Here is a 19,015-nt window from a genome sequence, read left to right as displayed (position 1 = left end):
CCCGGCCACGCGCCTGACCTCTAATGCGCGGTATAGGCGCCATCCACCAGGTAGTGAGCACCGGTGATGAAGCTGGCCCGTTCGGATAGCAGGAAGCAGACGAGATCGGCGACCTCATCAGGCGTTCCGCGCCGGCCCATGGGCTGAAGAGCTGCCATGCGGCGCGAGTTTGCGGCCTCCAGATGCTCCGACAGGAGTGGAGTATCGATCCAGCCGGGACCGACAGCATTTATCCGGACGCCGAACCGCGCGTATTCTATCGCAGCAGCCTTCGTCAGCCCGACAACCCCGTGCTTGGCAGCCGTATAGGCTGCCGCGGTCGGCAGGGCGACGGAACCGAGGGTGGAAGACATGTTGACGATCGCACCCCCGCCCCGTTTCAGCATCGCGCGGATCTCGCATTTCACACAATAGAAGACGCTGTTCAGATTGACATTCATCAATCTGTGCCAGTCTTCCAGCGGATAGTCCCCAACCGCTGCTCGTACCCCGTCAATGCCGGCATTGTTGACAGCCAGATCGAGACCACCGCATGTCTCGACGGCAAAATCGACAAGTTCCTGCACGGCCCCTGCATCACTCACGTCGACGACAAATGCGTGGGCGCTTTTCCCGCTGGCCTGAATTGCCGCCGCAGTCTCGCGCACTGCATCGGCGTTGATATCTGCGACGACGACCTCAGCCCCCTCATCGGCAAGTTGCCGGGAAACCACAGCCCCGATGCCGGAACCTGCGCCCGTCACAAGTGCGACTTTTCCTTCCAGGCAAAGTTTCATCATGTCCATCCATCTCAGTATGCTAATACTCAGGCGAAACACCGACTTGACGCAAGGAGATTCGCGGGTCAATAAAATTACACACCATTATAAGTTGCGCACTTTGTAATTTGACAAGTGTATGGTTCTGCAAAGCGAATGTCCCGGCCGGAAAACGATGCACTACCGGTCGGAAATCAGGGGCCGTCCGAACTATTTTGGCAGGTGGAAATGGATAGACAAGTTGCTGTTAAGCGCCGGGGCCTGATCTTGGGCAGCCTGGCCGTCATGCTTGGCGGATGTAGTACGACATCGGATGGTCCGCCAATCGGATATCGTGTATTCGGGAGCGATCCGGACGTCGACCCCCGCTATCGGCGCCAGGAAGTTGCCTATACCGGAAGCGAGCCGGCCGGTACCATCGTCGTCGATACCGGGGCACGCTATCTCTACTTCGTCGAAGGCAATGGCATTGCCACGCGCTACGGTGTCGCCGTCGGGGAAGAAGGGCTGAGCTTCAAGGGCGTGGCCACGATCGGCCGCAAGGCCGAGTGGCCGTCCTGGAAGCCCACCGACGACATGATCGCGCGCAAACCGCGTCTGGCGCAATATGCCGACGGCGTACCGGGAGGACCGGACAACCCGCTCGGCGCTGCAGCACTTTACCTCTATCAGGGCGGACAGGACACCCTCTTCCGGCTGCACGGAACGAACGCGCCCTGGTCGATAGGCCACGCCGTTTCGAACGGGTGCATCCGGCTGACGAACGCAAACATCATGGATCTCTACGGCCGCACCCGCGTGGGAACGCGTGTGGTGGTCATTTGATCGCGTTTACCATTTGAAATTGCGGGGTTGGCCACACCGGTAAGTATCTGCTAAAGTAGATTCGTTGCACATTGCATCACTCCCGCACTGTCCAAGGTGCCGATTATCGTCAAACTTTGAGGTGCAGTCTTTCAGGTCTGCGCTAGGATGAGGAGAGGACTTAATGAGCAGAATTTTATTTTTGATCCTCGCAACGCTTGCGGTGGCCAATCTGAGTGCCTGCGGGTCGATTGGTAAAGGCAAGGGGAAAGCTCCGCCGCCTGCGGCAACGGCCGTCTACAAGTAAAATTCGCAACGATACTTCGGAAGGGCTCGACAGGCCCTTCCCCTTCCTTACATCCTAAAAACCAGCCAGGCTTGATCCACCTGCCATTCAGCAAGCGGGAACGGCTCATTATCTGGCGTCAAGCTCGCATTTTGAGGAGCTTGCACATGGAGCGTATTGATGGCGCCTGGAAGAAGCCGCTTGTGCCTGGTCGCTGTTCTGGCGGTCATTGTCTCATCGTGCCAGACTGAAGACAAAGCCCCCCAACCGCATTACACATCCGACGCCAGCGACCTGAAGAAACCTGTTACGGCTGCGGAAAAATCCAACCGGCATTTCATTGAATTCCGCTCGCGTTATGCGCTGACCTACGGTCACACCTACGTCGTCTTCGGGCGCGCAGACAAGAATGGAAGAATGATCAATCCCGAGGTTGCGGGGCTTGCCCCGGCATCGGAAGATGCGGCGCCCTACGTCATCGGCCACTTCATTCCTGTCCCCGCCACGACGGGTGCAACGGACGGCGACCTCGAAGAGCAATACCGCTCGGCAAGCTGGCGCGTGATGCTGACGGATGACCAATATAATGACACGGTCGCCTATATCAGAGGCCTGCAGGCGCGAAGCCGCCTCTGGGAAGCAACCGTCTACAATTGCAACGCCTTCGTGGCCGACATCGCGCGTCATATGGGCTATAAGACGCCGGGTATCTGGCTTCGGCCGCAGCAATTCGTTACAAAACTGCGGGAGATGAACACGGGTTGATAAAAAGCAGGGCGATCCCGAAAACGGGTCGTAGAAAGGTTCTGGTGCCGATTTGAGCTTGTCAGTTCATACCATTGGCGAGATCGTCTGGGTCGTCGGAATTATTGCATGGTACGTCATTCGATACCCATTTGAGCGTCGCGGCAAGCGGGTGCCTGTCGTCAGCAATCGGCGGAGCGCGTCGGAGAAGATAGCGCTTGCGGCGGCTCTCGCAGGTCTCGCGATCGTGCCGGGTTTCTATGTCGCGACGGGCATTCCGAAAGCCGCCGATTATCCTGCACAGTCCTGGGCGGTTCTGGTGGGCGCAATCGTCTTCGTGCTCGCCATGTGGGTCTTTCGAAGGACGCATAAGCAGCTCGGGCGAAACTGGTCCATCACGCTGGAAATCCGCCAGAAGCATGAGCTGATCTGCGCCGGGCCCTACGCGCTCGTGCGCCACCCCATGTACACTTCCTTCATGTTGATGGGGCTTGCACAGGCTTTTCTCCTGTCGAACTGGGTGGCTGGTCTTGCAGGCCTCATCGGTTTTGCGGTGCTGTTCTTCCTGCGAGTGGACAAGGAAGAGCGTATGATGCTCGACGTTTTCGGTCCTGAGTACCGCGCCTATATGGACAAGACGAAGCGGATCATTCCTTATCTCTATTAGAGCAATTCCAGCAAAGGTGTGCAGCGGTTTTGCGCCCGGAATTGCGTGAAAACAAAGAGATGGATCATTTGCGTCTTTCGAAGAAAAATGGAAGCGATCTGCTGCCTGATTCCTTAAACCGGAATCGATTTAACGACAAAATCATGCAGCAGTTTCAAGTGCTACAGCGTCCCTTGCGCGTATGAAAAGACGCGCGGCGCTGTAGGGGGAGGACAAGGATGAGGGGACGAACGATCAGGCTTTCGGCCGCAAGACGGCTCGTCGGAGATCTGATGAGATTTTCGATCGGCATACCACGCGTCACCGTTCAGCGGCAGATGAACATCCGCGCGCTGCTCGATGCCAGGAGCGGCTGCGATCCCCGCCCATCATGGACCGTGCTGTTTCTGAAGGGATATGCGCTCCTGTCAAAGGAGATTCCGGATCTGCGGCGTGCCTACATCAAATTTCCGCGCCATCAACTCTACGAATATCCCGAAAGCGTGGCCTCCATCGCTCATGAGCGTGAACATGAGGGTGAGCGGATCGTTCTCCTGAGCACGATCAAAAGCCCGGAACAGCGCCCTATCCCCGAACTGGAAAAGCTGATCCACGAAGCGCGGTCGCTTCCCATTGCCGAGATCAAGGAGTTTCGCCGCTCGCTCAAGCTTGCCTGCGCACCGGCTTTGCTCAGATGGTCGCTGATGTGGCTCGGGCTCAACCTGGGGCGAAAACGCGCGCGTTATTTCGGCACGTTTCAGCTATCGGTCTATTCGGGCCTCGGCGCGGAATCTCTCAATCCCCTCACCCCTTTGACCACGCTCCTGAACTACGGTCCGATCGACAAGAACGGGACGGTCACCGTTCGCATTCATTATGATCACAGGGTCATGGACGGGGCCAGCATCGCACGGGCGCTGGAACGTTTTGAACGGATTTTGAACGGCGAGGTCGTTGACGAGTTGAAAGGGCTCTCCCACTATCGGGGTCCTACCGGTGCGGCGATTGCAGGAGCCTCTCAATGACATCAAGCGGCGAGCCTCGCTCGGCCGTCGTCGTTCTTGGTGCCTCCCGAGGCATCGGGCGGGCAATTGCCAAGGTTGCTGCGCGGGAGCGCAATGTCATCGTACTCGTGGCCCGCTCCCCCGAGGGGCTGGCGGCGACGGCGGCCGAGGTGGAGGAGGCCGGCGGCAAGGCTTTCACGATCGCCCTCGATCTCGTTGCGTCAGACGCATCGGCTCGCCTCGAGGCTTTTCTGGCTGCCAATGATTTGGCCTGCAACGTTCTTGTCAACAGCGCTGGATATGGACTGCGCGGCGCAGCAACGTCACTTCCCGCGGACGACCAACTCGGCATTATCGATCTCAATATCCGCGCCCTGGCCGACATGACCCTTCGCTTTCTGCCTGGAATGGTGGCTCGCCGGAGTGGCGGCGTGCTCAATCTGGGCTCCATCGCCGGTTTCACTCCCGGGCCCTACATGACCTTCTACTATGCCAGCAAGAGTTTCGTGCGTTCCTTTTCGGCCGCACTTCATGAGGAGGTTCGCCGCTTCGGCGTCACCGTGACATGCGTGGCGCCCGGCCCGGTATCGACGGACTTTCTTGAAAAATCCGGCGCCAATCGCACGGCCCTCTTCAAGGTCTTGCCCAAGCTCGATGCAGATTATGTGGCCGAGCAGGCATGGCGCGGCTTCAAGTCAGGCCGTCGCCTCGTTGTTCCCGGCATCTCTGCCAAGCTGACAGCGTTCATCGCCACGGTTTTGCCGACGGCAGCCGCTCTCCGGCTAATCGGTCGGGTTCAGCGCAGAAGCAGAGATCCGCGTCCTCACGGATCAGGGACGGGGACCGGATAACGTTGTGAAAGCGGCGCAGGCACTGTCGGCATCCCAATACGCCGCCGATTCCGGCGAGCACCATTGATGCTTCTCGCTGCGCACGAAAACCTGCTTCGAACTCTCCGTGTCATCCCCTCCCGATGCGTCCTCTCTGATCCGCAGCCACCAGACCGCAGTGAGGTGCGGCGCCGTCAACTGCCCGTCGTGAGGCGCCGGCTTCAGGACTTCATTGTGCAGGCGGCCGCCTTTTTGCGCGCCGGCATCATCGGCGCAAGCCACGGTCAGGGGAAGAGCGAGAGTAGCGCCGGTTACGAGCGCCCTCCACACATGTCGCCTCACCCTGGCCGTGACGTGCTGGTTTCTCATCAGCCTATTCAGCCAGAATATTAGCGTTTGCGGAAGTACAAAAAGGTGAATGCGCGGCAGTAAACGAAATATACTGCCCGTTCGCGTTCGCAGTCCTCATACACGTAAGGGCAGGCCCGGCAAAAGAAGCATTCATTCGATTGACTGAAAGTTTCATCAGGTTTATATACGAGCCATGACAGACGAAAAAACCCAGCCAAATCGCGCCGAGATCACGCGGGAAAAGCTGTTGTCCGCAGCCCTCGATGTCTTCGGCCGTTATGGCTTCGACGGCACGTCGACGCGGCAGCTGAGCGAGGCTGCGGGCGTCAACCTGCAGGCCATTCCCTATTATTTCGGCAGCAAGGAAGGCCTCTATGTCGCGACATCGGATTATCTGGTCTCACGCATCGAGCGCCATGTCGGCGGCCTGCGGCAGCGGATCGGCGCCCGTCTCATGGAACTTGCTGCTGCCGGGCAGGAGCTGAGCGAAGACGAGGCGCGACTTCTCCTGACGGAGATCGCAACGACCATGGTCAGCCTCTTCGTCAGCAAGGAATCCGAGCCCTGGGCACGGTTCGTCATCCGCGAGCAGATGGAACCGACAGAGGCCTTCGCCCGTGTCTATCAGGGCCTGATGGGCCCGATGATCGGGATTGCGCGCCGGCTGATCGGCACCATCCTGCAGGACGACCCGGCCTCAGAGCACGTGCGGCTGCGCACGCTTGCCTTCGTCGGCAACATCCTGATCTTCCGCGTCGCTCATGCCGCCGTTCTCGCGCAGATGGAATGGCAGTCGGTCGGCCCCGAACAACTTCAGACCCTTTGCACTCTCGTTGCAGAACTTGTCGGCCAGTTGCAGCCGGCGAAAGGAAATACTCGATGAGACGGATTGTCCCCTTCGCCATCATCATTCTGCTTGCCGGGACAGCCGCCGCCTGGTGGTATGGCCTGCCCCAGAAGCTTGGCTGGCTGCCGGAACGATCAAGAGAATTCGCGCTCTATGGCAACGTCGATATCCGCCAGGTTTCCCTCGGCTTCCGCGTCAATGGCCGGATTGCCTCGCTCGCTGTCGATGAAGGCGACACGGTCACAAGCGGCGAGGTGCTCGGCAAGCTCGACGCAGCGCCCTTCGAGGCCGCCGTTGCCTCTGCAGAAGCCAATGTCGCAGCCCTTCAGGCAACACTCGACAAGCTGAAGGCCGGCCCGCGCCAGACGGAAATCGCCCAGGCCCGCGCGCAATACGACGAAAGCCTTGCGGCGCTGAACAATGCCAATCTCGCCTATGACCGCGCCCGCCAGCTCCGCCCCCAGGGCACGATCTCGGAGGCCAGTCTCGATCAGGCAACCGCCAACCGCTCGATGGCTGCAGCCCGTGCCGAATCCGCCAGCGAAGCGCTGAAACTCCTGGAGGAAGGCAGCCGTGCAGAAGACATTGCCGCTGCCGAAGCGCAATTGACAGCCGCGCAGTCATCGCTGGCCTCCGCCCGTATCTCGCTTGCCGATACCGAACTGCGCGCCCCCAATGACGGCGTCATCCTTTCTCGCGTGCGCGAGCCAGGCGCCATCGTTTCACCCGCCGATATCGTCTATGTGCTCTCGCTGACTGAGCCGGTCTGGGTGCGCAGTTATGTGGCGGAAGGCGACCTCGGCCGCCTGCATCCCGGCATGAAGGTTCAGGTGACTTCGGATACGCATCCCGATAAACCCTATGACGGCACGATCGGCTTCATTTCGCCGGTGGCGGAATTCACGCCGAAATCGGTCGAGACGCCGCAACTGCGCACCGACCTCGTCTATCGCCTGCGCATCGTCATCGACAAGCCCGGACCCGATCTGCGCCAGGGCATGCCCGTCACCATTCGTTTTCCCTCTCTGGCCGCGCCATGAGCCCCTCCCCCACCTCGACGGATGAAGCGCTGGTCCGGCTTGCCGACGTCACCAAGCGCTTCGGCGATGGCCCCGCCGCGCTCGATGCCGTCTCCGGCGAGGTCAAGGGCGGCGCAATCACCGGCCTCGTCGGCCCTGACGGCGCCGGCAAGACGACGTTGATCCGACTGATGACCGGCCTCATGCTGCCGGAAAACGGCGCGGTCGAGGTGCTGGGCTTCGATACCCGCAAGAACCCGGCCGCCATCCAGGCATCGATCGGCTATATGCCGCAGCGCTTCGGCCTCTATGAGGACCTCTCCGTTCAGGAAAATCTCGATCTCTATGCCGATCTCCGCGGCCTGCCGAAGGGCGAGCGCGCCGCCTCCTTCGACGAGCTTCTGACTTTCACCGACCTCAAGCGCTTCACCACGCGGCTCGCCGGCAAGCTCTCGGGCGGCATGAAACAGAAGCTCGGCCTTGCCTGCGCTCTGCTGAAGAAGCCGCGTCTGCTGCTGCTCGATGAGCCGGGTGTCGGCGTTGACCCGATCTCGCGCCGCGATCTCTGGAAAATGGTCGAGAACCTGACGCAGGAAGGCATCGGCGTGCTCTGGTCGACGGCCTATCTGGACGAGGCCGAGGCTTGCGATCACGTGCTGCTGCTCAATCAGGGCAAGCTGCTCTTTTCCGGCAAGCCGCATGATCTGACCGGCCGCGTGGAAGACCGGGTCTTCAAGGTCTCGGGCGTGACGGGCCGCAGGCGACAGGTGCTGGCCGAACTCTTGCAGACGAAAGGCGTCATCGACGGCGTCATCCAGGGTGATGCCATCCGTCTCGTGACATCGCGGGATGAGCCCCCTGACATCGGCAGCGCCGGCGCAAAAGCGAAGCTGATACCCACCCCTCCCCGTTTCGAAGATGCCTTCATCGACATGCTCGGCGGCGGCCCCGGCGGACGTTCGAAACTCGCCGAAGCGCAGGCGCCACCGAGCGAGACAGGCGAGCGTCCCGTCATCGAAGCCCACGGCCTGACCAAGCGTTTCGGGGATTTCACCGCCGCCGATAACATCACTTTCGATATAAGCCGCGGCGAGATCTTCGGACTCCTTGGACCCAACGGCGCTGGCAAGTCCACCACCTTCAAGATGCTCTGCGGCCTCCTGAAGCCAACCGGCGGCGAAGGCCGCGTCGCCGGCTTCGACCTGCGCAAGGATGCCGCCGAGGCGCGCAACCAGCTCGGCTATATGGCACAGAAATTCTCGCTCTACGGCGATCTCACCGTCATGCAGAATCTCGAATTCTTCGCCGGCGTCTACGGTCTTTCCGGCGGCCGCCGGCGCAAGCGCATCGAACTGATGACCGAGATCTTCGATTTCGGCCGCTATGCGCGCCATTCGGCAAAAGACCTGCCGCTCGGCCTGAAACAGCGGCTGGCGCTTGCCTGCGCCGTCATGCACGAGCCGCGCGCGCTTTTTCTCGACGAGCCCACGTCAGGCGTCGATCCGATCACCCGGCGCGAATTCTGGACGCATATCAACGCGCTCGTCGAAAAGGGCGTCACTGTGCTGGTGACGACGCATTTCATGGACGAGGCGGAATATTGCGATCGAATCTCGCTGATCTATCGCGGCCGTTCTATCGCCCTTGGCTCGCCCGATGAACTGAAGGCGCGCGTGGCGACGAAAGAGCAGCCGGATCCGACGATGGAGGATGCCTTCGTCGCGCTCATTCAGGAATCGGAAACGGAGAAGGCCGCATGAGCACCTCCTCCAGAGCCCGCCGCTTCGCTGCCCTCGTGCGCAAGGAAAGCTATCAGGCGATCCGCGATCCCAGCACCATCCTCATCGCTTTCGTGCTGCCGCTGATCCTGCTTTTCCTCTTCGGCTACGGTGTATCGCTGGATACGACCCGCACCCGTATCGGTCTCGTGCTCGAACAGGCAACGCCGCTCACGCAGGATCTCGCCGCAAGTTTCCAGGCTTCCCGCTATTTCTCCGTCACGGTCGGGCGCGATCGGCGCATGTTCGAAGAGGATCTCGTGCGCGGCACCGTGCGCGGTATCGTCGTCATTCCCGCCGATTTCACCACCGATTATGCCGCCGGCAACCATCCGCAGATCCAGGTTCTCGTCGATGGCTCTGATCCGAACACCGCCAATTTCGTTCAGAACTACGCGCAGGGCGCCGTCGCCAACTGGGAACGCCAGCGGCGGTCCGAAGCGGTCGCCGCCGGTCCACCGATCTCGATAGAGCAGCGCTTCTGGTTCAATCCGGAACTTACGAGCCGTAACTTTCTCGTTCCCGGCTCCATCGCCATCGTCATGACGCTGGTCGGAACCTTGCTGACCTCGCTCGTCGTCGCCCGCGAATGGGAACGCGGCACGATGGAGGCGATGATGGCGACACCTGTCACATCAGCCGAACTGCTGGCCGGCAAGATCCTACCTTACTTCCTGCTCGGCCTTGCCTCCATGACGCTTTGCGTGCTCCTGGCCGTCTTCCTCTTCCACGTGCCGTTCCGTGGCTCCATTCTCGCGCTCTATGCGCTGTCGGCCGCCTTCCTGATCCCCGCGCTCGGCCAGGGCCTGCTGATCTCAACGGCGACGAAGAACCAGTTCCTCGCCTCGCAGATCGCGCTGATCTCTGCCTTCCTGCCGGCTTTCCTGCTGTCAGGCTTCATCTTCGAGATCAATTCCATGCCCGAGATCATCCAGTGGATCACCGTCATCGTGCCGGCGCGCTATCTCATCCCCAGCCTGCAGACGGTATTCCTGGCCGGCGATATCTGGCCGATGTTCGCTCGCTCCATCGCCGTCATGCTCACGATCGGCGGCGTCATGTTCGTGCTGGCCGCCCGCGCTAACAGGAAGAGGATCGGTTGAGATGTGGTGGACTCGCCTGAAAGCCCTCATGACAAAGGAACTGCTCGCCGTCCTGCGCGATCCCAAAGGGCGTTTCGTGCTCATTGTGCCGCCGGTCATGCAACTGCTCGTCTTTTCCTATGCCGCGACACTCGAGGTGCGCAACGTCGATGTCATGGTGCTGAACCGCGACAGCGGCCATTGGGGGCAGGAGCTGATCCAGCGCATCCAGGGCTCGCCGACATTCCGCCGCATCGAGACCGCCGATAACCAGACCGATATCCGCGAGGCGATCGATGGCCAGTCGGTCATTGCGGCAATCGAGATCGGCCCTGATTTCTCGCGCAATATCGAGGCAGGCATATCCGTCCCTCTGCAGATCATCCTTGACGGCCGCCGCTCCAATGCTTCGCAGATCGTTTCCGGCTATCTCACCCAGATCGGCATGACGCTCTCGGCGGAAACACCTGCCGGCCAACGCGCCATGGCAAAAACGGTGGCGACCGTACCTCGAAACTGGTTCAACGCCAACCTCACCTATCAATGGTTCATGGTGCCGAACCTGATCGCCAGCATAGCCCTCCTGATCGGCCTCATCGTCACCGCGCTCTCCATCGCCCGCGAACGGGAACTCGGCACGTTCGACCAACTGATGGTTTCGCCGCTGCGCGTCCATGAAATCCTGATCGGAAAGCTCATTCCGCCCATGATGATCGGCCTCTTCCACATGACGCTCTATATCTTGGCGGCGGTCTTCATCTTCGGAGTGCCGCTGCGCGGTTCGCTCTTGCTTCTGTACGGCAGTTCGATCTTCTACCTGGGTTCGGTAGCGGGCCTCGGTCTCTTCATCTCGGCGCTGTCGATGACACAGCAGCAGGCGATCCTCGGCGCTTTTCTGTTCATGGTGCCGGCCATGCTGCTTTCCGGTTTCGCGACGCCGATCGAGAACATGCCGGACTGGCTGCAGCCGGTGACGATCATCAATCCGCTGCGTTATTTCCTCATCATCGTCAAAGGCGTGTTCCTCAAGGATATCCCTGCGGACGAGGTATTGAACCAGACCGTCCCGCTGGCGCTGATTGCCTCGGCGACACTTGGCGCTGCCGCCTGGTTGTTCCGCCTAAGGCTGGAATAGCGCGTCACATTATATGAACCGAGCTCCCAAACCGTGACTCCCTAACGCTTCTCCGGCCGGAACATCGACAGGATCGGCTCGTTACTCCTATGCAAATTCCAGCAAGAGCGTGAAGTGACTTTCGCGCCGAAATTTCTGGAAAAACAAGGATATGGAATTAAGGAGAAGCAAAATGTACAAGATCATCCTCGTATCGAGTGCGCTTGCGCTCTCATCCCTGGCTACGAATGCGATGGCTGATGGAGCCGTGACCGGTGCTGCGGGCGGCGCTATCACCGGGGCTATCGTCGGCGGCCCGGTAGGCGCTGCAATTGGCGGCGTGGCCGGCGGTGTAGCCGGTGCGGTGGTCGATCCGCCGCCACGCGAGGTCGTGACCTATGTCGAACAGCAGCCGGCCCCGCCGTCATCAGTGGTGGTGCAGCAGCCGATCGTGGTCGGCAAGCCGCTGCCCGCAGATGTCCAGGTAATTCCGGTGCCGGATAATCCGCGCTATGCCTATACCGTCGTCAACAACCGCCATGTGATCGTCGAGCCGCAGACCCATCGTGTGGTTCAGGTGATCGAATAAAGGCAAGAGGCCCCGCTGCGGCGGGGCCTTTCCTTATGCGCGATTCCGCAAGGCTTCCGCCTGCGCATAAAACTTCTTTTCCCACTCCTTGTGATTATCGAGCCCTTCGCGGATGAACGGCGTGAAAATTGCAAGATTGAGCAGTATCCAGTTGATCAGCCGCGCCGGGAGTTTCAGCGGTTTGACGAAATCGACAAAGAGAACGACGCGTGTCTTGTCGGTATGGTTCCAGGCCTCATGTTCATAGGCGTCATCGAAGATCAGCGCCTTGCCTTCCTGCCAGTGGCAGATCTGGTCCTTGACGCGAATGGCGAGCTTGTCGGCGGGTTCCGGCACGATCATACCGAGATGCAGGCGCAGCACGCCATTATAGGGGCCGCGATGCGCCGGCAGATGTTTGCCGGGTTCGAAGATCGAAAACATTGCCGTCTTCAAACCTGGGATCTTCTGCACTGCCTTCCAGGTTTCCGGGCAGGCCTGGATATTCTGTTCCGACTTCACACCGAAGCCGACGAGGAAGAAGGTTTTCCAGCGGTTATCCTTGGAAATGGTCTGCACGTCGGTGGAGATTTCCTGGAAGCTCGGCAATTCGCTCTGGCGCACCAGCACGCGGTCGAGTTCCGCGCGGATCTGCGGCCAGGCCTTTTCGACATCGCTGGCCCAGGGGAAAACGGAGTTGTCATAGACGGGCGGATTGCCGAGTTTCGCATATTTGAAATTCAGGCCTTCGGCCCAGGCGACGATGCTCATGAAAAAGCGCGTGATCGCGCTCGGCCGATTTAAGGAGGCGATCCCGGCAGTTTCGAACTGCTGCGTCTCAGGAGCGGATGCCGGTTTTTGGGGAAGGGGCGTATTGGCGATACCGTCAGTCATGAGTCTTCCATTGCGGATTAGGGCGATTCCAGCAAAAAGTGCATAGCAGTTTTGCCTCCGGAATTGCGTCAAAACGAAGAAAATAGAGCGCTTCCGTGTTTCGAAGAAAAACGAAAATGCTCTTGGAAACGATACGGCCTTCCGCGCAGGAGCCCCCGCGTAGGCCATTGAATAAATATGGATAGTCCCAATGGCATCTCAAGTGCAGGCTTAGTGATCAAATGCCGCAGGATACCGCCTTGCAACAACACGGCGGCACCTTTTCGAATGGATTAGACCTTCAATTCGCGACGTTCGCGTTCAGTTACCATGGCAAGGTCGAGCACCTTCTGCAGGTTCGCCGCATGGCGGAAATTCGGATCATGCTGCGCGCCATTCGCGACGGCCTCGGCAAAACGCTGATAGTTGGTCGGAACCGGCGGCACCTCGACCGGCCGCCAAGTCGCCGTTTCCACGTCCTCACCGAGGCAGCCATGCAGTTCCGAACCGCTTGGGCGGTGGATGACCTCAAGGCTGCCCTTCTCGCCATAGATGCGCAGCTTCAGCTCGTTCAGGTGCCCGGTCGCCCAGCGGCTGGCATGAATGACGCCGAGCGCACCATTGGCAAAATCGACCGACATCGTGAAGCTGTCATTGGCGTCGAGCATATACTCGCCGATCTGGCCGCCCGGCGCCTTGTTGAAGGTCTTGAGCCGCGCAAAGACATGATCGATATCGGTTGCGGCGCCGTAGGCTGCGAAATCGAGGATATGGATGCCGACATCGCCGAGCACGCCGTTCGACCCGTGACCAGTAGACAAACGCCACAGCCATGTCGACTCCGTGCGCCAGTCGCCCCAGGCGCGCGAAACGAGCCAGCTCTGAAGATAGGAGGCCTCAACGTGCTTGATCGTACCGAGTTCGCCCGCCAGCACCATCTCGCGTGCACGCTGCAGCGGCGCGACATTGCGATAGGTGAGGTTGACCATATTGATGACGCCGGCAGCTTCAGCCGCTTCCGTCATCTCCAGCGCTTTCGGATAGTTTTCCGCGAGCGGCTTCTCACAAAGCACATGCTTGCCGGCCGCGATCAGCGCCATGGTCGTGGGGTGATGGATCCGGTCGGGCGTGATATTGGTCGCCGCATCGAACTCGCCCCAGGTGATCGCCTCCTCCAGCGTCAGAAACCGCTTCTCGATATTGAACTTATCGGCAAAGGCGGCAAGCCGGTCCCTATCCGTGTCGACGGCGCCGACCACGGTCACACCGTCCATATTCGCGAAATGGGCGAGCTGGTTTCTGGCCATCACGCCCGTACCAAGAACGAGTAGTCGCATGGATGCTCCTCAACGGTAACCGGCTTCGCCGGCCTGGTGCAGTCTCGGGCCGCGTTCGACATCGGCTCCAGGTTTTTTTCTATCGGCACATTTGGGGCATCGGTGATATCAGTCAACGCACGCTCGGGGTTATACGTCCAATCCACGCCATCGATCAGCACCTTCTGCAGGTTAGCCGCGTAGGTCGGGTAGGTTTCGTGGCCGGGGCGAAAAGCAGAATGCAAACCACCATGGAAAATGCCAGCGAAGCCGTTTCTCTCCCGTGTTCTACGAAGACATAGACTTTTACCGGCCCTTTGACAAAAGGGATTTTCCAGGCCCTCTTGGCGGGCAAAAATCGCTTTTCACATCAATGGGAAACGGATTTGGAGAACAGGTTGACGACGACCACGCCCGATATGATCAGACCGAGGCCGATGATGGCGGGCGTATCCAGCCGCTGCTTGAAAAACACGAGGCCGACAGAGGAAATCAGCACGATTCCCAAAGCGCTCCAAATCGCATAGGCAATGCCGACGGGAATATGCTTCAGCGTCAGCGACAGGCAATAGAAAGCCGCCGCGTAGCAGGCGACGACGAGCGCCGTCGGCCCGAGACGGGTGAACTGCTGGGAGAGTTGAAGTGCGGTCGTGCCGATAACTTCGAGCACGATGGCTGCAATGAGCAACCCATATACGGCAGCTGGATTCATCGCGGTATTCCTTCTCGAGCAACTCCAGCAAAAGTCTGGTGTGGAATTGCGTAAATTGAACTCCGGCAAAACTGGGAGGTGGTTTTGCATGCGGAGTTCCACGAAACAAAGAGATCGAGCATTCCAGAAAAACGGGGATGCTCCGGGCTTACTTGTGGGTCAGCTCGATGAGGCGGGCGATCAGGTCCCGCCTGAGAGTGCTGCTGATATCATGGCTTTCCAACGTATCCGCGAACCACAGACCGTCGGCGGCAAAACGCACGATCAATGTGTCGAGCGCGGAGTCGGTGCCGATATATTCCTCAGCCCTCGCCGCCACCCATTCGCGCCAGCGGTGGCGCAGCCGGGGTTCGGCCAGCAGAGCGATCGTCACCTGCGTCCAGCTTCTGGAATCGTCGGGACGATCCTTCAGCCCGGACACCGCCTGGAGGTAGGCGCGGGAGAACCGGCCTTGCGGCAGCGGATCGCTGCGCATCAGCTCGTCTATATCGGCGTCGAACTTCTCCAGCAGGCTTTCGAACAAGGCGTCCAGCAGCGCATTCTTCGTGGGGAAGTGATGCAGCAGGCCGCCCTTGCTCACACCTGACGCAGCCGAGACCGCATCGAGCGTGACAGCGCTCATGCCCTGCTCACCGGCAAGACGCGCCGCCACCTCCAGCAACTGCTGGCGCACGAGCACGGGTTGTTTCTTGCGATGATGAGCGTCTGACATGGAGTTATAAAGATACCGTCTGGACGTTTTTGTCAAGGATATTCTGCTGGAGCCCCTGCTCCACAAGGGATTATGCGCGAAATGCCGCGGTGTTTTGATGACAGTTGCGATCCTTTTTGATCGGGTGCATGTAGGAACGGGTATTAAGGGATGGTTTCGTGCCTGAAGAGGTCATTACACTATACGAGGCGATCGGCGGCGATCCGACCGTTCGGGCGCTCACGCATCGTTTCTACGAACTGATGGATACGCTGCCGGAGGCGAGAAACGTGCGCGCCGTGCACCCGCCTAGCCTTGAAGGCAGCGAAGAGAAATTCTACGAATATATGACCGGCTATCTGGGCGGCCCGCCGCTATACACCGACAAGCGCGGCCATCCCCGCTTGCGCAGCCGTCATTTCGTTGCCGAGATCGGCCCCGTCGAGCGCGACGAATGGCTGCTCTGCTTCCGCCAGGCAATGGATGAGACCATCGTCAGCCAGTCGCTGCGCGACCTTATCTGGGCGCCGGTGGAACGGCTCGCCCATCACATGCAGAACAAGGAATAGTCATGAGCCTGAACGCGCGTATCGAGCCCGTGCTCTTCCTTTTTGCTGGTCTTTTCGGTCTTGCGGGCGTTGCCCTCGCCGCGCTTGCCGCCCATGGCGGCGGCGACGCGCATCTCGCCGCCTCGGCATCCGCCATGTGCCTTGCCCACGCCCCTGCCCTTCTGGCATTGGCGTTGAGCTCCGGCAAAATCAAAACCGCCTGGCTGGCCGGTTTGCTGATGATCGTCGGCACTTTGCTCTTTGCGGGCGATCTCGTCACCCTGCGCTTCACCGGCTCCGGCCTCTTCCCGTACGCAGCGCCGACCGGCGGATGGGCGATGATGCTGGGCTGGCTGGTCGTCTCAGCAAGCGCGTTCTGGCGGGCGCGGACTTAAATCTTCCCCTTCTCGCCAGCCGGGAAAATAGCCACTCGGTGAGCCTGATGATCAATCAATACCGCGGCTTGAACCGGCTACATACGTGGATAACCTTAGGGGCCGCTGGCGCAGGGCGGACTTTAGCACTTACATACCATCCACGACATTGAAGCCTTCGAAGACCGGCGGCCCCTTGTACATCTCCCTGCGCTCCCCCGCAGTGCGATGGGCGGCGCGAAAATTCTCAGACTTCGTCCAGTTCTGAAAATCCTCTTCGCTGCGCCAGAGCGTGTGGGAGGAATAAAGCGTATAGCCTTCCTCCGCATTGGCCTTGCCGCGCAGCAGACGGAATTCGACGAATCCCGGAACCTGCGAGAGGCTGGAATCGCGATTGCGCCAGACGGTCTCGAAATCGCCCTCGGCACCGGCGGCAACCTTGAAGCGGTTCATCGCGATATACATGGAAAGTTCCTCACGCCTTTTTCCTGTTCGTCCGTCCCGCATAAAGCGGAAAGTCGACGATATTATTGCCATCGGCAGCATCCTCGCCAATGGGTCTTGCAGCCGCTTCGCCGGGCATGCGCGCCTCCCAGGCTGGAAACAGCACCACATTGGGGTAACTGCGCCGACGCGCCGCATTTTGCAGGAAAACTTCGTAAAGCTCCGGTACAAGGCCATCGCCACTGCGAGCGGCAAGCTTGTGCAGGCCGATCATCGTGAATCCGTCTAGGCGCCCATCATTCATCGGGAATTGTCTCGTTCGTTCATCGTCTGCAGCGCACGTTCAAGACTGGACTTGCTGCCGTTGCGCAGCGGAATGAAGGCCTTGCCGAACTTCTTGCAGCCGGTCTTCACACGCAGGCAGGCATCGTGGCTGATACAGTCGATGGGGCAGAACACGCAGTCGACGGAGGGAAGCACCGTATCGATGCGGGAGACGGCTTCGCGAAGCCCGCCGTCGTGATGGATGAGTTCGGCGCCGAAGCTGCTGGCGATCTGGCGAAGATGCGCCACCTGGCAATCGCGGCCGCCAACATAGAGGAAACTGCGGCCATCCAGCTTGGAGTGCCCCGATACGGTCTCCTGCGCTCCCTGGTCGGCCTGAACGCGGATCTCCCGGTTCGCCCCCTTCTTCCCCTTGCGAGCCATTTACCACCCGTTCGCTCGTTGATCGTCACACGATTCCTGCGTGCGCGGATGGACTCTATTAAACTTGATTTTTAGAGTAAAGTATAAAGTTGATTGTTTTTATCATATTATTCAATCGTGATTGGCAATGCGGTAAAACTCCTTGCGCCTCCGCCGGGAGTAGGACCAAATGGTGCAGCGCGTCTGATGGCATCGACAGCAAGCTGATCGATTTCGGCAACGCCGGATCCGTTGACGACGCGAACAGAAGTCAGCCCGCCGACGCCATTCACCGAAAAGGCAACAACAACGGTACCTTCGACACCACGGGGTTTTCTGATCGCGCGGCGGATGCGGCTACGGACCTTCCCGTCGTAGTTGGCGTAAGCTGCGGTGCCGACCCCATTGTTGTTGCCGGCAGCGTGTGAATTGCGGTCCGATTGAGCTGAGCGATCACCCTCCGCGATACCCCGTTGGGAGTCCTGCTGCCCCTCACCGTTCGCACCCGCGGTCTTCTTCGGCGGAACCTTCTTCTCAACCGGTTTCGGCTTTTCCTGCGTCCTCACCTTTGGCTTCGGCATCCGCGTTACCGCCTTCTGCGGCTGCTCCGGCTCAGGCTGGACTTCGGCCGTTTCGACAGGCTTCACCTCCTGTGGAGTCTCTACGACCTCGGGCTGGGTCTCAGCAGGCCGCACCTCGGTCGGCTGGACCGCAGCCGGCTGTACGTCGGTGGGCGGCACTTCGGAAGGCTGCAGCTCCGACATGACCGTATCGACAGGCGCCGTCTGCTCCGGCACGATCGTCGACATCGGCTGCACGACGGATTCTTCGGCTGGCACCTCGGAAACCAGAATTTCAGGTTCGACAGCCGCAGAAGTCTCCGGCGAAACGCGTGTTATTTCCGCAGCCGGCGCCCGCTGGTCGGGGTCCTGTGTCTCGACCGGCACAGCTTCGGTTGGCTGTACTGTTTCCGGCTGGACTTCCGCCGTCGCCGTTTCTGTCGGCCGGATCGTATCGGGCTCAACGGCCTCTGCTACGATCTCTTCCTGAACGGTCGTTTCCGTTTCGCCGGCCGCCGTCTGATCGACATCGGAGTCGCCATACATCACGACACTGACGGCCTGTCCCGCCTCGTCAATCGCCTCCTCGGGCGCCTTCGGGAAAGCGACAATCAGCACAGTCGCCAATGCCGCATGGAAGATCAGCGAGCAAATGCAGATGACCGTCAGCCGGCGCCGCACCGGCGCCTTCTCGCCTTCCTGTTTCTCCGCCGCCGCATCCATCGGTGGCGGAGCGAGAGAAGAGGCCGGCGCGGCTTCCGGATGATCAGGGAAGGAAGAGATCTGCGCGAAACGCGCATAATGAATAACCTGCTCGCCGGCTGGCTGCCGCTGCGCATTGCGCAGGTCGGACAGCTCGTGCCCGGGATTGTTGTCGTTCAGGCTATCGTCAGCACCCGCCTCCTCGATGAGCACGTGTCTCGATCTGGACTTCGCTGAAATCGCCATTTTGCGCCTCGGACAGCCTGAAACATGCGTG

23 protein-coding genes and 1 pseudogene are annotated in these 19,015 nt (G+C 60.0%); 14 read left to right on the top strand and 10 right to left on the bottom strand.

The window, feature by feature from the left end; all coding sequences use genetic code 11:
• Positions 1-20 precede the first annotated feature (20 nt).
• Positions 21-776 carry an SDR family NAD(P)-dependent oxidoreductase gene (locus tag FHX08_RS01195; RefSeq protein ID WP_132654276.1) on the bottom strand — a complete coding sequence of 252 codons (756 nt, stop codon included), beginning with the start codon at positions 774-776 and terminating at the stop codon, positions 21-23.
• A gap of 210 nt (positions 777-986) precedes the next feature.
• Here FHX08_RS01195 and FHX08_RS01190 point away from each other — a divergent pair, with 210 nt between their 5' ends.
• The 12 genes from FHX08_RS01190 to FHX08_RS01135 all read left to right on the top strand — a co-directional run bounded on the left by FHX08_RS01190 (position 987) and on the right by FHX08_RS01135 (position 11,852).
• Positions 987-1,583: a L,D-transpeptidase gene (locus FHX08_RS01190; protein WP_132653461.1), complete on the top strand. Its 597-nt coding sequence runs from the start codon at positions 987-989 to the stop codon at positions 1,581-1,583.
• A gap of 163 nt (positions 1,584-1,746) precedes the next feature.
• Positions 1,747-1,869 carry an ABC transporter gene (locus FHX08_RS01185; protein ID WP_132653460.1) on the top strand — a complete coding sequence of 41 codons (123 nt, stop codon included), beginning with the start codon at positions 1,747-1,749 and terminating at the stop codon, positions 1,867-1,869.
• A 159-nt stretch (positions 1,870-2,028) separates the two neighbouring features.
• Positions 2,029-2,613 (top strand): hypothetical protein, encoded by a 585-nt coding sequence (locus FHX08_RS01180; RefSeq protein WP_132653459.1) that lies wholly within the window; start codon positions 2,029-2,031, stop codon positions 2,611-2,613.
• A 58-nt stretch (positions 2,614-2,671) separates the two neighbouring features.
• The gene (locus FHX08_RS01175) at positions 2,672-3,259 is read left to right on the top strand and encodes a protein-S-isoprenylcysteine O-methyltransferase (protein ID WP_132653458.1); all 588 of its coding nucleotides are present in this window, start codon (positions 2,672-2,674) and stop codon (positions 3,257-3,259) included.
• Between the two features lie 218 nt (positions 3,260-3,477).
• On the top strand, positions 3,478-4,263 hold the full coding sequence (locus FHX08_RS01170; protein ID WP_132653457.1) for a hypothetical protein: 786 nt from the start codon (positions 3,478-3,480) through the stop codon (positions 4,261-4,263).
• Complete coding sequence (locus FHX08_RS01165) at positions 4,260-5,093, top strand: SDR family oxidoreductase (RefSeq protein ID WP_132653456.1); 834 nt, start codon at positions 4,260-4,262, stop codon at positions 5,091-5,093. Before FHX08_RS01170 ends, FHX08_RS01165 begins: the two co-directional genes overlap by 4 nt.
• A gap of 523 nt (positions 5,094-5,616) precedes the next feature.
• Positions 5,617-6,306 (top strand): CerR family C-terminal domain-containing protein, encoded by a 690-nt coding sequence (locus FHX08_RS01160; protein ID WP_132653455.1) that lies wholly within the window; start codon positions 5,617-5,619, stop codon positions 6,304-6,306.
• Positions 6,303-7,310 (top strand): secretion protein HlyD, encoded by a 1,008-nt coding sequence (gene hlyD / locus FHX08_RS01155; RefSeq protein WP_132653454.1) that lies wholly within the window; start codon positions 6,303-6,305, stop codon positions 7,308-7,310. Before FHX08_RS01160 ends, hlyD begins: the two co-directional genes overlap by 4 nt.
• Complete coding sequence (locus FHX08_RS01150; protein WP_132653453.1) at positions 7,307-9,049, top strand: ATP-binding cassette domain-containing protein; 1,743 nt, start codon at positions 7,307-7,309, stop codon at positions 9,047-9,049. The genes hlyD and FHX08_RS01150 overlap by 4 nt, the downstream gene beginning before the upstream one ends.
• On the top strand, positions 9,046-10,170 hold the full coding sequence (locus FHX08_RS01145; protein WP_132653452.1) for an ABC transporter permease: 1,125 nt from the start codon (positions 9,046-9,048) through the stop codon (positions 10,168-10,170). The genes FHX08_RS01150 and FHX08_RS01145 overlap by 4 nt, the downstream gene beginning before the upstream one ends.
• Position 10,171: 1 nt before the next feature.
• Positions 10,172-11,284, top strand: a complete 1,113-nt coding sequence (locus FHX08_RS01140) for an ABC transporter permease (RefSeq protein WP_132653451.1) — start codon at positions 10,172-10,174, stop codon at positions 11,282-11,284.
• Positions 11,285-11,456: 172 nt separating this feature from the next.
• Positions 11,457-11,852 (top strand): DUF1236 domain-containing protein, encoded by a 396-nt coding sequence (locus FHX08_RS01135; RefSeq protein WP_132653450.1) that lies wholly within the window; start codon positions 11,457-11,459, stop codon positions 11,850-11,852.
• Between the two features lie 33 nt (positions 11,853-11,885).
• On the opposite strand, the gene FHX08_RS01130 is transcribed toward FHX08_RS01135, so the two are convergent.
• From FHX08_RS01130 to FHX08_RS01110, 5 genes and pseudogenes are all read right to left on the bottom strand, one after another.
• Positions 11,886-12,725, bottom strand: a complete 840-nt coding sequence (locus FHX08_RS01130) for an aspartyl/asparaginyl beta-hydroxylase domain-containing protein (protein WP_132653449.1) — start codon at positions 12,723-12,725, stop codon at positions 11,886-11,888.
• A gap of 272 nt (positions 12,726-12,997) precedes the next feature.
• The gene (locus tag FHX08_RS01125) at positions 12,998-14,041 is read right to left on the bottom strand and encodes a Gfo/Idh/MocA family protein (protein ID WP_132653448.1); all 1,044 of its coding nucleotides are present in this window, start codon (positions 14,039-14,041) and stop codon (positions 12,998-13,000) included.
• Positions 14,042-14,050: 9 nt separating this feature from the next.
• Positions 14,051-14,298: pseudogene (locus FHX08_RS01120) on the bottom strand (trehalose utilization protein ThuA); the annotation flags it as partial.
• Between the two features lie 92 nt (positions 14,299-14,390).
• The gene (locus tag FHX08_RS01115; RefSeq protein WP_132653447.1) at positions 14,391-14,732 is read right to left on the bottom strand and encodes a DMT family transporter; all 342 of its coding nucleotides are present in this window, start codon (positions 14,730-14,732) and stop codon (positions 14,391-14,393) included.
• Between the two features lie 148 nt (positions 14,733-14,880).
• Positions 14,881-15,444: a TetR/AcrR family transcriptional regulator gene (locus FHX08_RS01110; RefSeq protein ID WP_184326788.1), complete on the bottom strand. Its 564-nt coding sequence runs from the start codon at positions 15,442-15,444 to the stop codon at positions 14,881-14,883.
• A gap of 158 nt (positions 15,445-15,602) precedes the next feature.
• Between FHX08_RS01110 and FHX08_RS01105 the strand changes: the two genes are divergently transcribed.
• Together FHX08_RS01105 and FHX08_RS01100 are read left to right on the top strand one after the other, a co-directional pair.
• A complete protein-coding gene (locus tag FHX08_RS01105) occupies positions 15,603-15,992 on the top strand; it encodes a group II truncated hemoglobin (RefSeq protein ID WP_184326787.1) in 390 nt (129 codons plus the stop codon).
• 2 nt (positions 15,993-15,994) lie between these two features.
• Positions 15,995-16,366: a DUF423 domain-containing protein gene (locus FHX08_RS01100; protein WP_184326786.1), complete on the top strand. Its 372-nt coding sequence runs from the start codon at positions 15,995-15,997 to the stop codon at positions 16,364-16,366.
• Positions 16,367-16,495: 129 nt separating this feature from the next.
• Here the strand turns inward: FHX08_RS01100 and FHX08_RS01095 are convergent, their stop codons facing one another.
• The 4 genes from FHX08_RS01095 to FHX08_RS01080 all read right to left on the bottom strand — a co-directional run bounded on the left by FHX08_RS01095 (position 16,496) and on the right by FHX08_RS01080 (position 18,984).
• Positions 16,496-16,810 carry an antibiotic biosynthesis monooxygenase family protein gene (locus FHX08_RS01095; RefSeq protein ID WP_184326785.1) on the bottom strand — a complete coding sequence of 105 codons (315 nt, stop codon included), beginning with the start codon at positions 16,808-16,810 and terminating at the stop codon, positions 16,496-16,498.
• Positions 16,811-16,820: 10 nt separating this feature from the next.
• Positions 16,821-17,093 (bottom strand): hypothetical protein, encoded by a 273-nt coding sequence (locus FHX08_RS01090; RefSeq protein ID WP_184326784.1) that lies wholly within the window; start codon positions 17,091-17,093, stop codon positions 16,821-16,823.
• Positions 17,090-17,497, bottom strand: a complete 408-nt coding sequence (locus tag FHX08_RS01085) for a DUF2325 domain-containing protein (RefSeq protein WP_132653441.1) — start codon at positions 17,495-17,497, stop codon at positions 17,090-17,092. The genes FHX08_RS01090 and FHX08_RS01085 overlap by 4 nt, the downstream gene beginning before the upstream one ends.
• Before the next feature lie 107 nt (positions 17,498-17,604).
• Positions 17,605-18,984 carry an energy transducer TonB gene (locus FHX08_RS01080; RefSeq protein WP_184326783.1) on the bottom strand — a complete coding sequence of 460 codons (1,380 nt, stop codon included), beginning with the start codon at positions 18,982-18,984 and terminating at the stop codon, positions 17,605-17,607.
• Between the last annotated feature and the right edge of the window lie 31 nt (positions 18,985-19,015).

Source organism: Rhizobium sp. BK529 (assembly GCF_014194105.1).
Lineage (GTDB): Bacteria > Pseudomonadota > Alphaproteobacteria > Rhizobiales > Rhizobiaceae > Rhizobium.
Note: the sequence above shows the minus strand (reverse complement) of the source record. Positions and strands in the feature narration are given on the sequence as shown.